At 60.7% G+C, this 12756-nt stretch carries 14 protein-coding genes; 5 read left to right on the top strand and 9 right to left on the bottom strand.

Annotated features, from left to right (window positions below; translation table 11 throughout):
- Positions 1 to 192: 192 nt before the first annotated feature.
- On the top strand, positions 193 to 483 hold the full coding sequence (locus BLV09_RS36630) for a hypothetical protein (RefSeq protein ID WP_146690900.1): 291 nt from the start codon (positions 193 to 195) through the stop codon (positions 481 to 483).
- A gap of 32 nt (positions 484 to 515) precedes the next feature.
- Here the strand turns inward: BLV09_RS36630 and BLV09_RS36625 are convergent, their stop codons facing one another.
- Genes BLV09_RS36625 through BLV09_RS36615 form a run of 3 tightly spaced genes read right to left on the bottom strand, consistent with a single transcriptional unit; the run spans position 516 to position 3626 of the window.
- Positions 516 to 1478, bottom strand: a complete 963-nt coding sequence (locus BLV09_RS36625; protein WP_146690899.1) for an ABC transporter permease — start codon at positions 1476 to 1478, stop codon at positions 516 to 518.
- Positions 1468 to 2460 (bottom strand): ABC transporter ATP-binding protein, encoded by a 993-nt coding sequence (locus BLV09_RS36620; RefSeq protein ID WP_146690898.1) that lies wholly within the window; start codon positions 2458 to 2460, stop codon positions 1468 to 1470. Before BLV09_RS36620 ends, BLV09_RS36625 begins: the two co-directional genes overlap by 11 nt.
- Positions 2457 to 3626: a COG1470 family protein gene (locus BLV09_RS36615; protein WP_100382989.1), complete on the bottom strand. Its 1170-nt coding sequence runs from the start codon at positions 3624 to 3626 to the stop codon at positions 2457 to 2459. The genes BLV09_RS36620 and BLV09_RS36615 overlap by 4 nt, the downstream gene beginning before the upstream one ends.
- A 324-nt stretch (positions 3627 to 3950) precedes the next feature.
- On the opposite strand from BLV09_RS36615, the gene BLV09_RS36610 reads away from it, so the two are divergent.
- Positions 3951 to 4790, top strand: a complete 840-nt coding sequence (locus tag BLV09_RS36610; RefSeq protein WP_146690897.1) for an alpha/beta fold hydrolase — start codon at positions 3951 to 3953, stop codon at positions 4788 to 4790.
- A 109-nt stretch (positions 4791 to 4899) separates the two neighbouring features.
- Here BLV09_RS36610 and BLV09_RS36605 read toward each other — a convergent pair whose 3' ends face one another.
- The 4 genes from BLV09_RS36605 to BLV09_RS36590 form a co-directional block, all read right to left on the bottom strand.
- A complete protein-coding gene (locus BLV09_RS36605; protein ID WP_146690896.1) occupies positions 4900 to 5253 on the bottom strand; it encodes a nuclear transport factor 2 family protein in 354 nt (117 codons plus the stop codon).
- Between the two features lie 168 nt (positions 5254 to 5421).
- The gene (locus tag BLV09_RS36600) at positions 5422 to 5688 is read right to left on the bottom strand and encodes a hypothetical protein (protein ID WP_100382991.1); all 267 of its coding nucleotides are present in this window, start codon (positions 5686 to 5688) and stop codon (positions 5422 to 5424) included.
- Between the two features lie 515 nt (positions 5689 to 6203).
- Positions 6204 to 6392 carry a hypothetical protein gene (locus BLV09_RS36595; protein ID WP_146690895.1) on the bottom strand — a complete coding sequence of 63 codons (189 nt, stop codon included), beginning with the start codon at positions 6390 to 6392 and terminating at the stop codon, positions 6204 to 6206.
- A 110-nt stretch (positions 6393 to 6502) separates the two neighbouring features.
- Entirely contained in the window at positions 6503 to 8080 is a 1578-nt protein-coding gene (locus BLV09_RS36590) for a winged helix-turn-helix domain-containing protein (protein WP_146690894.1), read from the bottom strand.
- 186 nt (positions 8081 to 8266) lie between these two features.
- Here BLV09_RS36590 and BLV09_RS36585 point away from each other — a divergent pair, with 186 nt between their 5' ends.
- Entirely contained in the window at positions 8267 to 9100 is an 834-nt protein-coding gene (locus tag BLV09_RS36585; RefSeq protein WP_197685091.1) for a class I SAM-dependent methyltransferase, read from the top strand.
- Here the strand turns inward: BLV09_RS36585 and BLV09_RS37655 are convergent.
- Entirely contained in the window at positions 9087 to 9311 is a 225-nt protein-coding gene (locus BLV09_RS37655; protein ID WP_167558568.1) for a hypothetical protein, read from the bottom strand. The two genes, BLV09_RS36585 and BLV09_RS37655, sit on opposite strands and share 14 nt — an antisense overlap.
- A gap of 27 nt (positions 9312 to 9338) precedes the next feature.
- Here BLV09_RS37655 and BLV09_RS36580 point away from each other — a divergent pair, with 27 nt between their 5' ends.
- Positions 9339 to 10121 carry an alpha/beta fold hydrolase gene (locus BLV09_RS36580; RefSeq protein ID WP_244548926.1) on the top strand — a complete coding sequence of 261 codons (783 nt, stop codon included), beginning with the start codon at positions 9339 to 9341 and terminating at the stop codon, positions 10119 to 10121.
- Between the two features lie 114 nt (positions 10122 to 10235).
- Here BLV09_RS36580 and BLV09_RS36575 read toward each other — a convergent pair whose 3' ends face one another.
- Positions 10236 to 11147, bottom strand: coding sequence for a LysR family transcriptional regulator (locus BLV09_RS36575; RefSeq protein WP_146690892.1), 912 nt, complete (start codon positions 11145 to 11147; stop codon positions 10236 to 10238).
- 143 nt (positions 11148 to 11290) lie between these two features.
- Between BLV09_RS36575 and BLV09_RS36570 the strand changes: the two genes are divergently transcribed.
- A complete protein-coding gene (locus BLV09_RS36570; RefSeq protein WP_167559028.1) occupies positions 11291 to 12739 on the top strand; it encodes an MFS transporter in 1449 nt (482 codons plus the stop codon).
- Positions 12740 to 12756 lie beyond the last annotated feature (17 nt).

The following is a 12756-nucleotide window of genomic DNA, read 5'->3' as shown; positions in this document are numbered from 1 at the left end:
TAAAGCGGAGTAGTGTCTCATTCAAATTGAGACACTACCAGAATTGCGAAAAAACTCGGCTGTGACTCCGGAACAGGACATGGCTCCCGCGCTTAGCTCCTGACAGTATCGACGTTCGGTCCTGCGGGACCAACGGACGAACGGCCGCGCATCTGCGTTTTAAACAGGAGGAAAGCCCAAAGGAGGCGCTTCATGGCCGACCTGAAAAGCGATCATGCGCGCCTGCGCGCGATGGATCTGTTGGCGATGACCGATCCGGTTGCCGATGATGAGGAATCCCGCCGGCTGCGCGAGCTTGCCATGCAATATCTTGAGGTGGCGGAACGGCTGGAGGCCGAGCGCGATGGTCGCGCGGCCGAACCATCCGAGATGATCTCGGCCGCGCTGGATGCCGTGGCGCGGGATTATTTCTCCCGCACCTTGCACCACACGGCGTCGCGCAATACGCCCACGCGCAAGAAATCCAAGCGGGACGGCGCGTGACGTCGGAGGCACGTCACCGCCGCCCCACGGTCCTACGCCCTGACTTCCTGGCGCTGGAACACGACATAGCCTGCGACAAACAGCACGATCGTGCCGGCGATCAGACACACCGTCTGCGGCCAGGCGATCAGGAGGCTCTGGCCGAGCGGCAACGGCGCTCCCATCACGGCGCCGCGCAACTGATCGATGAACACCGGACCGAGCGACCGTGTCGAGGGTGACAACACTGCCAGCATCGCCTCACCGAACAGATGGTTCGGCGAGAAGCGCGACAGCGTCAGCGCCCAGATCGCGGTATCGGGCGTATCAAGCCCGAGCGCGGCATAGCGCGGATCCGGCGGCGCGATCACTTGCGCGAAGGCCGGCGCCAGCATCGGCCACAGGATGGCGAGGAACAGCCAGATGCCGAGCGCGACCAACGCCGCCGTAGCGGGCGAACGGAACACGATCGAGAGCAGCATCGCGAGCGACAGCCAGACCCCGGCATAGAAAACCGCGATCACCAGGAATGCGAGCGAGCGCGCGATCTCCTCGCCGCCCGGCGGCACGCCCAGAAAGATCAGGCCGAGGCCAATCACCATCAGCCACAGCGCGGTCAGGCTGATCGCCAGCGTGGCGAGACCCGCGAGGAATTTTCCCATCAACAGCGCGTCGCGATAGATCGGCTGTGCCAGGATTCGCGACAGCGTCCGCCGGTTATGCTCGCTATTGATGGCGTCGAAGCCGAGCCCGATCGCCATCAGCGGGATCAGAAATCCCAGGATCGCGACAAAGGACGGCAGCGGCGCGCGCTCGACCGTAAACAGCCGCAGCAGCAGGAACGGATCTTCCGCTGTGGTCTGCCGGAGACTGTCGATCGCGCCATAAAGTGCGGCCAGCGCCGTCAGCACGATCAGCAGTTCGAGCACCAGCATTCGCGCGCTCGACAGGTTGTCCGCCAGTTCCTTGACCATCACGCTGCCAAGCCCCTGGAAAGGCGAGCCCTCACGCCGCATGACGCGTTCCTCCTGGTGAGTCCGTCTGGTTCTGGAAGTAACGGGCATAGATCGCCTCAAGGCTCGGCTCATCGACCGAGAGCCTTCGCAGGCTTCCGTTGGCGCCGACCACGGCATAGGCCGCGTCCGGCCGCACGTCCCGATCCGCCGTCATGCGAAAGCGATCCGCGGCCAGCGTCTCGACATTGGTCACGCCGGGGATGGTCGCAAGCCGCCGCGCGAGGCCTGTGCCATCGGCCTCGACTTCGACCACGAAGCCGGCTCCGAGCACCTGACGGGCGAGATCGGTAACGGCGCCCATCAGCACGATACGTCCGGCCTGAAACAGGGCCACACGATCGCAGACCCGCTGCACCTGATCGAGCGCATGCGATGACAGCAGCACCGTCACGCCTTCGGTCTTGAGCTCTTCGATCAGACCCAAGAACTCAAGCGTGGCCTGAGGATCCAGCCCCGACGTCGGCTCGTCCAGAATCGCAATCTCGGCCTGCTTGACGATGATCTCGGCGAGACCAAGCCGCTGACGCATGCCGCGGGAGAACGTCGCCACGCGCTTGTCGGCGACCTCTGATAACCGCACCCGCGCCAGCGCCCCTGCGATACGACGTGTCCGTTCCGCCGGCGCAAGACCCATCAGCTTCGCGGTATAGGCAAGGTTCTCGCTCGCGGTCAGATGATCGTAGAAGCCGACCGAGTCGGGGAGATAACCGACCCGGCGTTTGACTTGCAGCGGCGAGCGCGCCGGATTGTAACCCAGTACACTGACCGTGCCTGCGGATATCTCGGTGAGGCCGAGCATCATCAGGATCGTCGTGGTCTTGCCCGCGCCGTTCGGCCCGAGCAATCCAAACACCTCGCCCTTGACGATGTCGAAGTTGATGGCGTCGACGACGCTCAGCCCTTCATAGGCCTTGGTGAGGCTTCGCGCCGCGATAACGATGTGGTCTGCCGCTGTGGCGGCGTTGCTGTCTGGATCACTCATCGGCGGCCGAACCTTGCAACTGCGCCCAGCATCAAAAGAAGCGCCACGCCGATCACGCCGGCGCCGGCCATTCCCCATACCGTCGAGGTCGCGACCGTGATGCGGAACTGACCGGAGGCGGATTCTCCGCGCGAGGTTGCGTTGATCGAGGTCATGTAATCGCCCGCCAGCGATTTGTCGCTTGGCGTCACCAGCGCCTGGACTTCGCTATCCTTGCCCGGGACAAGCCGATCGATGGTGGAAGGCTCGAACGTTACTTTCCATCCCGTCGGCGCGGTCGCGGCCAGCGCGATGTTCTCGGCCGGCGCGGTGCCGGTATTGGTGACGACGATCGGGATCGAGCTTTGCTGGGAGGCGACCGCACGCGCGCTCAACAACCCGTCGCGCCCCGATACCTGAAGCTGCGGCTGTCCGACGACATCCAGCGCGAGGTTCACATTCGCCGAGGCGTCTTCGGCCTTGACCGTTACCTTCACCGGAAAATGTCCGGCGTCGATCGTGCTCGGCGGACGGACTTTTAGTTTGATGTCCTTGGACTGGCCAGCGTCGATCGGAATCGAGGACAGCTCCTGGGTGCCGTAGGCCTCCGTGAACGAGGTCTCGAAATTGGCCGGCGCTTCGGCCGCGAAGCTCGCAGTCAGATTGCGTCCGCTGTCGTTCTTGATGGTCAGCGTATATTCGAAATTCGATTTCGGACTACCGCGAAGTTCAGGAAGCTTGGAATCGACGGTCAGTTTGGCCGGCAATTCCTTGGCGAGCGCCACGTTGATCGGCAGCGCCGCCTGGTTGGTGCCCTGCCCGTCCGCCTTGATCGTGATCGTTTGGGCGGTCATGTCCGTCTTCGCCGGCACGTCGAGGCGAAGCTGCAAGGGCACGCTGGCGTCCGGCGCCGGCATCGCGGCAGCGACCGGTTGTCCGCCGCCCAACAGCGTCGCGGTCCAGCCGCTCGGCACGCCGGTGACGGAGAGCTGATATCGCTCCGGTCCCAGCCCGTAGTTTTGCAGGCGTAGCGGAATATTGGACGTCGTGCCCGGCCTTACCGTGACCGCCGGATAGTCGGTCATCAGATAAAGGCCCTTGATGTCACGCGGCGTCTCCGCGGCGTGAACGTTGGAGGCAATCAACCCAACGGCGAAAGCTAAGGGGGCGAGATAGACCGCTCGCATCGCAACACTCCTGCAATGGCAAAGAAAAGACATGTCGCCGTTTCGGTCTGCCCAACCAAAACGATGACGGCGAAGTGCAGGCGAATTAGCGAGCGTGTTTCGGAGAATTTGCGGCGGCCGAATTACGAGTCGGTGATCGCAGGTAGATAATTAGTCTAGAGAAGGACTAATTGTCGCACCAATCAGTACGAAAGTAGCACCCCGGTGAGTATAATTTGCTGCGGGGCAGCAAAGTTGCCCAAATTTAATTTTGTTTCGACGCCGCTTCCCTCGACCAATAAACGTTGAACACCATCTGTTGAATCAAAAGTGATCGAGGAAACCATGAAGAGGGGAATAACCGTCTTAGCCGCTGTCTGTCTGCTTGCTGCCGGCGTCTATTTCGCCATCAGCAAGTGGGGCATCAGCCACGAGACGCTGAATCTGTTCGATGCCTCTCGACAGCGGCCGGTCGCAGTCGATCTCGCCGTGCGGCGCGACTACGAGCTGAAGGCCGATGACGGCTTCTGGAAATTGCCGGTCGCGATCATCAGCAACGGCAACACCGTCAAGAATACCGAGTACTCATTCCTGGCCAACGTGCTCGCGGCCAGAGGATATCTCGTTGCCAGCATCCAGCAGGATCTGCCGACCGACCCGCCGCTGATGACCAAGGTCGGGATGCCCTATGTCGGCCGGCTGGGCGTTTATGAAAAGGGCGAAGCGAATATTGAGTTCGTGCTCGGTGAATTGAAGAAGCGGCAGCCAAACGCTGATTACGACCACCTCACGCTGGTTGGACACTCCAACGGCGGAGACATTTCGATGTATTACGCCAAGCAACACCCCGAGCAGGTGGCGAAGGTCATCACGCTGGACAATCTGCGCGTTCCGTTCGTGCTCAGCGACAAAATGAAAATTCTGTCGTTCCGCTCCAGCGACCCGAATTTCAAGACCGATCCCGGCGTGTTGCCGGATCCCGAGCGGGCCAAGGAGGACGGCATCGATATCGTCCACACCAAATACCAGCATACCTGGATGAGCGACCGGGGACCTGACGCCGTAAAGGAAAAGATTCAGGCGACCCTCGATCAGTTTCTGGGCGGCGCTACGAGCAGTGACCTATCTGCCGCACCTACCGATAAGCCGCTTATCTCCAGCCTTGGACCGGGTCCTTATCCATAGAGATCCATAGAGTCCGATCGAAAGGGTAGAAACCGGCGAGCGGATTCTGCCGCTTTTCCAAATCAGGATCGTCCCTAACGATAGGGATTCACTATCCGCTGCATTGAGCCTACCGCGAAACGTGTGCCGAGACTGCGAGCCAGCGTCCGTTCTGTTTTGCCCAACAATCCGTGTAGCGGCCGGAAGCCTTCTGATCGTCTGCGGTGATATAGTTTGTCCGGGCGTGAATGATCGCAAAATCTCCCATCACGCGAATCTTGATGTCATCAGCCGTCAGGTTTTTGATCTTGACCGGGATCGCCGTGAATTTCAGGAAGGCGTCACGGTCGACAAACGTTTTGTCGGGAAGCGTGCTGTAGAACTCTTTGGCCAGAATTTCGTCGAAGCGTTTGACGTCCGAGTTCTGGACCGAGTCAACATAGTCCTTGTTTAGCTTCGTCAGTTCTTCGATATCGTTGCTCATCTCTGATCCCTTCTCGCGCTGTCAGGCGGAAGATAATTCGGAAGAATTCATCATCATGCGCGAGAAATCGAAATAAGGCCATTCGAAGTAATGGCCATGGCCGGATCAATATGACAAAGGCCGCCCCGAAGGCGGCCCTGTCGTCACAAGAAGGTACCCGTTGCAAGATCAATTATGGTCGACGATGACCTTGCTGCGGTCATGATCGATGTCCCGATCGCGATCGCCCTTCTTGATGATCACGGTGTCATGGTCATGCCGATCGCGGTCGCGAACAACATCGCGGTCACGGACCACGTCGACATCGCGGTCGCGATGGCTTTGACCCACGGTCACGCCGACCGGACCGACGCCCACGCCGACTTCTTCCGCACACGCCGGCAAGGCGGTTCCGATCATCGCAGCGGTCGCAATCGCAGCTAAGTATAATTTCATGTCGCTCCTCCAGATATCCTGCCATGTGCGACAACCGGGGGCGGTAACGAACGTTCCGGCCGAATCCGCAAAAGCGGCCGGGAGAATAATTCAAAGCCTGCGGAACAATTCACAGCCTGCGAAAGTCTCGGCCGGCGCAATCGCACTTTCCGCGGCGACAATGGAACCGGAATGCGCTTTGGCTTGCCCTCATCGAGCCCGGCGATCAACGCTTCAACCTGCGGACCTGCCAGTGCGTCCGAGCGATTCCGGCGAGAGCTTCCTCAAGGCAATCTAGCCGGGCGCCGCTGAAGGCGCCGGCCTGTCACCGCGGCGTTCACCACCCCGGCTATTTATCGGTCATATGTGCCTGTGCGGATTGAAAGATCCCGCCACCCGAAACCTGCGATGCGATCAGGAATGCGACGACGATAGCCGGCATGCTGATCAGCCTGAGAAATTGATCCACCGAAAGCATCGCCTGCCCCCCCAAAGTAAGCTGTCCCCCGACAGCCGCAAACGCATGGAAGCCGGCTTCAATCCGCTCGCTGCTGCACGGTCTGCTCGCTGACCAGGAGCCGATCCGTGTACGCCGCCCCACCAATCGCGAGCGGCGCCAGAAGTGAAATTACGGCTAACGTTTGCATGGCCCGATCGTCGTTTTCGATTATGGCCAAAAACGTCAGAGCTTGGCGCATTTTCGCGACGATCAGGGAAACAATCATGACCGCGATTCGCGGCACAAGCGGTATGCAGGCGTCGATCGCCCTGATCAAGCCCGTAACATTACGGAGTCCATCGGCTCAACCTTGGGTCGATCAGCGCCGGATGCGAGTTAGCTTAGGCCGGCGCGCCGAAAGCCATCCAGATAATGGTCGCGCTCCGCGGCGCATTTGAACGGCATTTCGCCTGAAATCCAGGACAGGGAAACATTGGGCTGCACCCGGCGAAGCTCCTGTAACGCGGCCTTTGCAATATCCTCCAGGCCTGCCATTCCGGCCGCCGCCGTCAGCACCCGGTGCGCGCCGACAAAATCGCTTCGCTGTCGCAGCGCTTCACGCGACAGACGAATGGCCTCCTCATAATTGCGCCCGACGAATTGAGAGTAAGCGGCGACACCGCAATAGATCGCCGAGAACGGATCGCGCGGGCTGAGCCGCAGGGCATGGCGTGCGGCGCGGTCGCCCTCCTCCCAGCGTCCGCAGTAGGCCAGCGCGACGCCGTAATAACCGCGGGCCGGTGAGAAATTAGGATTCAGCCGAAGTGTAAGCTCGAATTCGGCGATGCAGTCGTCGAAACGGCGATTAAACAAATACACGCTCGCCAGCGCGTTGTGCGCCCAGGGATCCTCGCTATCGGCATGGATTGCGGCAAGTGCGGCGCGTTCGGCAATCGGCACGGCCTCTTTCATGTTCTCCCAGCCCATATGGGCACCAAAGGTGTGGCTGGCGGCGAGCAGACCCAGCGCCTGGCCGTAGTCGGGATCGAAGCTGATCGCCTTTTCAAGGAACGCCTGCGCCACCAGATTATCCTGCCGCGTCACGCGCCAATAATGCGACAGCGCGCGCATCACCAGATCCCAGGCATCCAGATTATCGGGCGCCTTGCGCTGCGCCCGGAAATTCTCGGCGGCATATAGTTGCGGCTCGATCGCGGCGACGACGGACTGCGTGATGTCGTCCTGCACAGCGAACACATCCGCCAGATTGCGGTCATAGCGTTCAGCCCAAATGTGGCTGCCGGTGACGACATCGTTGAGCTGGGCCGTGATACGCACGTGATCGCCGTCCTTGCGGACACTACCTTCCACCACATAGCCAACACCCAGCTCTTCGCCGATTTGCTTGAGGTGAACAGAGCTTCCTTTGTAGACGAACGAGGAGTTGCGGGCGATCACATAGAACCAGCGCAGCTTCGATAGCGCGGTGATGATATCCTCGCTGATGCCTTCGGAAAAATATTCCTGCTCATGCTCGCCGCTCATATTAGTGAACGGCAATACGGCGATGGCGGTGCGATCCAGCGACGGCATTTGATGGCGGGACGGCTCGTGGGTTTGGCTCGGCGGTTGAGACAAATGGTCGCGCGGCTCGACGCCGCCGTTCTGCGCTCGCACCTCGCCGACGAAGCGAAAGCCCTTGCGCGCGATGGTGCGGATCATCCCCTGATCCCGGCCGCTATCGCCGACGGCTTTTCGCGCCGCGTTTATCCTGCTGGTCAGGGTCGATTCAGAAACGATGCGGCCGTCCCAGATCTTCGCAATCAGGTCGTCCTTGGTCACGACCCGATCGCGATTTTCGACCAGATAAATCAAGAGATCGAACACCTGCGGCTCGACGGCCACGCGTTCATTGCCCCGGCTCAACTCGCGAAGATCGGCATCAAGCACATGGTTGGAAAAGAGAAATTGCACGTCTTCATCCCGGCCGGAGGCAGCGTCTCATCGAAAAATCAGGCTGCCCTCAAGGTAAAATCAATCCCCCCTCAGAGTCTTTAGGTCAGCGTACGGGCATGTTCGGTTCATCGCGGTCGCACGCCTGTGGCCGCATTGTGATCTCGAAAGGAGACACCGATGGCCAGAATGACGGCGACCGCACCGATGCCGGCACAGTCTTCAGCACTTCCGGCATCACCTGAGCTCACCTCCCTCAAGATCCGGCAGCAGGCGGCCTGGTCGTCGGGCAATTATGCCATCGTCGGCACCACACTACAAATCGTCGGCGAGGAGCTGTGTGAAGCCCTCGATCTCAGGGCTGGATCGAAGGTGCTCGATGTGGCCGCCGGCAACGGCATGGCGAGCCTCGCAGCCGCGCGGCGATGGTGCGACGTCACCTCGACCGACTATGTTCCCGCCTTGCTCGAGCGCGGCCGCGCCCGCGCCTCGGCGGAAGGCATGGCCATCGAATTCGTGGAAGCCGATGCCGAAAACCTGCCGTTCGATCGCGACAGCTTCGACACAGTTGTTTCTACCTTCGGCGTGATGTTCACACCGAACCAGGATCAGGCCGCCGCCGAGCTGCTGCGGGTCTGCAAACCCAAAGGCAAGATCGGTCTTGCGAACTGGACGCCGGAAGGTTTCATCGGTCAGGTCTTCAAGACACTCGGGAAATATCTGCCGCCTCCTGCCAACACCAGATCACCGGCGCTGTGGGGAACGAAGGCGCGGCTCTCCGAAATGTTCGACGCCGGCGCAAGCTCGATCAAGGCGGAATCTCGCATCTTCAATTTCCGTTATCGCTCACCCGAACACTTCCTGGAGGTATTCAGGACGTTCTACGGCCCGGTGCTGAAGGCGTTCGCGGCGCTCGATGCAGCGAAGCAGGAAGAACTCAGGAACGATCTGCATGCGCTGATCGTGCGCATGAACAGAGCCGGTGACGGCACCATGATCGTACCCAGCGAATATCTCGAGGTCGTCATCACCAAGCGATGAAACATCGCTCGACGACATCAGGCGCCGCATGGATCAGCGCCTGATGAATAAGTGGCCCATTGCATGATGCAGGATTTCTGCGCCCTCGCGCCTGCGCGAGCAGCCAAACATCTTTTTTAAACAGTGAAGCACAATCAGGGATGGTTCGATGATGAATTTGATTAAAACGTCCGTTGCGGAAAACACCCGAAGCTGCGTCGTAGCCCTCCATTGCTCGCTGGGTTCAGGGCGACAATGGATGCGGCTCGCCGCGGCACTCGGAAGCACCTGCCGGATCATCGCACCGGATCTTTCCGGCTACGGCAACAATCCCGGTCCGTTCACCCTGCCGACGACGCTATCGCAGGAAGTCGAATTATTGGCCGATCGCCTCAATCAATCGGCCGGACCGATTCATCTCGTGGGCCACTCCTATGGCGGGGCGATCGCGTTCAAAATTGCCACGGCCTCCGCATTCGCAAGCCGGGTGCGCAGTCTGACGCTGATCGAGCCGGTATTGCCGACGCTTCTTAGAGAGGGCGTCGCGGACCGGCGGCTCTACGAACGCTTCGCAGGCGTCGCGCAGGATGTCTGCGTCGATCTTTGGAGGGGTCTGGCTCTGGAGGCGATCGATAAATTCACCGATTTCTGGAACGGGTCCGGTCCTCCGGAACAACTGTCTCCGGCCGCGCGCCTCCGCATGATCGAACACGCCGACAAGCTCGCTTTCGATTTCACGGCGGTTCTGGCTGAAGAGAATGTCGAGCGCGCCGCCGCCGCCCTTCGCGTACCGACGCTGCTGTTTTCGGGCGGGCTGTCGCCCTATCTCACGCAGCGCATTGTCGAACGGCTCGCGTCTATTATCGATGGCGCGGACGCCAGGCATCTGCCGGCTGCCGGGCATATGCTGCCCATTTCACATTCGACCATCATCAATCCCGAGATCGCCAGGCATATCGCGCGCGCGGACGAATTGGCTGGACTGGCGCTGGCCTCGAGCCAGCCCCCGGCATGGCTGCTGCAGCCCGGATTGGTGCAATGAACCTTGCCTGCCTCTTGACGCTCCCGGGCGAAAACGCCACGCGTGAACCGGTGGCGGGTTGAGGTGTCACCGCCCGGGTCGCTTGTCGCGCCAAGGCTCTGATCTTGCGGATACCTATTGCTCGCGGATCGCGATCCGTTTCGCCAGCCCGCGCAGTTCGCCGATCGTAATTTTCTCCAGGGTTTCGCGCGCGACGGAATTGGCCTCGTTGCGGCTCTTGGCAAGATATCGCGCCATGGTCTGCCCCTTGATAGGGACTGCGCCGAGCCGTCGCGTCTGGGCATCCTGAAAGATCGAGGAGTATGGCAGCAGCCCATAGATGCGCCCGCTCAGCAGCAATTGCCGCAGGGTTTCCGGGCTTTCCAGTTCGAGGCGGATGTCGAGTTTTGCGCCTTCCCTGGCCGCGGAGATCTCGATCAACTGGCGCGAGCGATTATGTTTGCTGGTCATGACCAGCGGAAAGTCGCCCAGGCTCCCCGCTCCCAGGCTGCGTTTCTTCAAGCGAGGATCATCGGGGCGGCCGACGAGGTACAGCGACTCGGTAAATAGCCGGGTGTATTCGAGCAACGGGTCCGGAGGCGGATCGGTAACGACCGCGAGACTCAATTCGCCACGCCGGAGCTGGCCGAGAACGTTCGATGTCCACCCTTCGAGGAGACTGAGGTTTACCTTCGGATATGATTTCAAAAACGTCTGGGCGAGCTTGTTGAACAGCAGTCGCCCGATCGACGGCGGCGCCGCAAGCGATACGGGTCCGCTCGGCACATGCGCCTCGAGCTGCAAACTCTCCTTTAGTCGATCGACTTCCCCCAAAATGTGCTGCGAGCGGTCGAGCAGGCGCTGGCCCGCCGCCGTGAGCCGCACCCCGCGCTTGACTCGATCAAACAGCAGAAAGCCGAGTTCCTGCTCGAGATGCTGGATCTGCCGCGTCAGCGCCGACTGCGCCACCCGCAGATCATCGCTTGCCTTGCGGAAATTCTCCCGCCGCGCAGCCTGAATGAAATAGCGGAACTGGCGCAGATCCATTTCGATGATGCCGTTTTTCGATCAACCTGATGACAATTCGATACTATCGCAATCAAATGCCCGGTGTTAATTTTATTGCGGATGGTCTCGGCACTTTCAAACCGCTGCGCATGACAGCGGCAGTCGGGCGTCCGGGGAGAGAAATGGCCGATGTGACGCTTGACGGCCAAGACGCCGTTCAGGGAGGTGTTCAAGGCAGATTCCACCGAACGGCCCAGGATCATTCCCAAGGTGATGCGCAGGACTGGCTCAGCGCGATCGAGAAATCCAATCTCACGCCGCGCTACTATCTGACCATCGGACTCGTCGTCCTGCAGGAGATGTTCGAATTCTACGATTTCTTCCTGGTTGGATACCTGGTCTCGGTGCTCGCGCCGGGCTGGCATCTCACTTACGGCCAGAGCGCCATGATGCTGCTATCATCTGGCGTCGGTGCCATCGTCGGCTCGCTCGTGGGTGGGCAAATCGCCGACATCGTCGGACGCAAGAAGATGATCTGGGGCGGCGGTCTGCTGTTTTCTCTCGGCGCCGCGGGGTGCGCGCTGATACCGGATGGCGCCTGGATTCTGTTTTCGCTGTTGCGTTTCGTTGTGGGCTGCGGGTCAATGGCCGCGACAACCGCTCAAAATCCTCTCGTCGTCGAGATGACGCCGACCAGATACCGCACATTCGTTTCCAGCATGATGGTGGTGCCGGTCGCGCTCGGCACGATGTTCGCCGCGATGGTTTCGGCGAGCCTGCTGCCGGTGATCGGATGGCGCGGCGTCGCTGCCACCGGCGCGCTGCCAATCGTGACTTCTTTATTGATCGCGCTGATCGCGCCGGAGTCGGTGCGCTGGCTGCTCTCGCGCGGCCGTAATGCCGACGCGCGGCGTGAGGCCGCAAAGCTGCTCGGCGTTCCCGAGACCAGCGTTGCGCTGCCGAACGCGATCGAACCGGCCAGGAAGTCGGGGTCGATGTCCGAGCTATTCCAGGACCAGAAGCGGTTCTGGTGGGTCGTTGTCATCTGGACCGGGATTTCGACCGGCACCTATGGCGTGATCCTGTGGGGGCCCACCGTCCTGTCGCAACTTCTGAAGATTACGGCGCACGAGGCCGCGCATTACTTCGTCTATGCGAGCATCTTTTCCATGCTCGGCCGCGTGCTGTTTTCCGTCTTGCCGCTCTATATCGGCCGCCGCGGCGCAGCGCTCGTCGGAACCTTTATGTCCGTCCTGGTTATGCTGGCGATTTTCGCATTCTATCGCGAATTCATCGCCGGCTGGTCGGTGTTTGCACTCCTCGTGATTGTTGGAGCTGCGTTTTACAGCGGCATGTTCTCCAACATATCGCCCTATGTGGTCGAAGTGTTTCCGGTCTCGCTTGGTGGCCGGGCGTTTGGGCTGGCGCAGGCCTCCAACGGTATCGGCAAAATCCTGGGGCCGGTTTGCCTGGCGCTGATCGCTGGCAGCGGCGATGTGGTTTCGCCGAAAGCGACGACCGATGCGATCGCGCCGGCCTTCCTGTTCCTGGCCGCCTGCGAATTGGCGGCGTTGATCGCGATCGTCGCCTTTCGGCAAGAGCCCCACGGCAAGCCGATGGATATTGGATAGTTCTCGGATGCGAGTTC

Source organism: Bradyrhizobium canariense, from assembly GCF_900105125.1.
GTDB lineage: Bacteria > Pseudomonadota > Alphaproteobacteria > Rhizobiales > Xanthobacteraceae > Bradyrhizobium > Bradyrhizobium canariense_A.
This window is presented reverse-complemented; position numbering and strand designations above follow the sequence as displayed.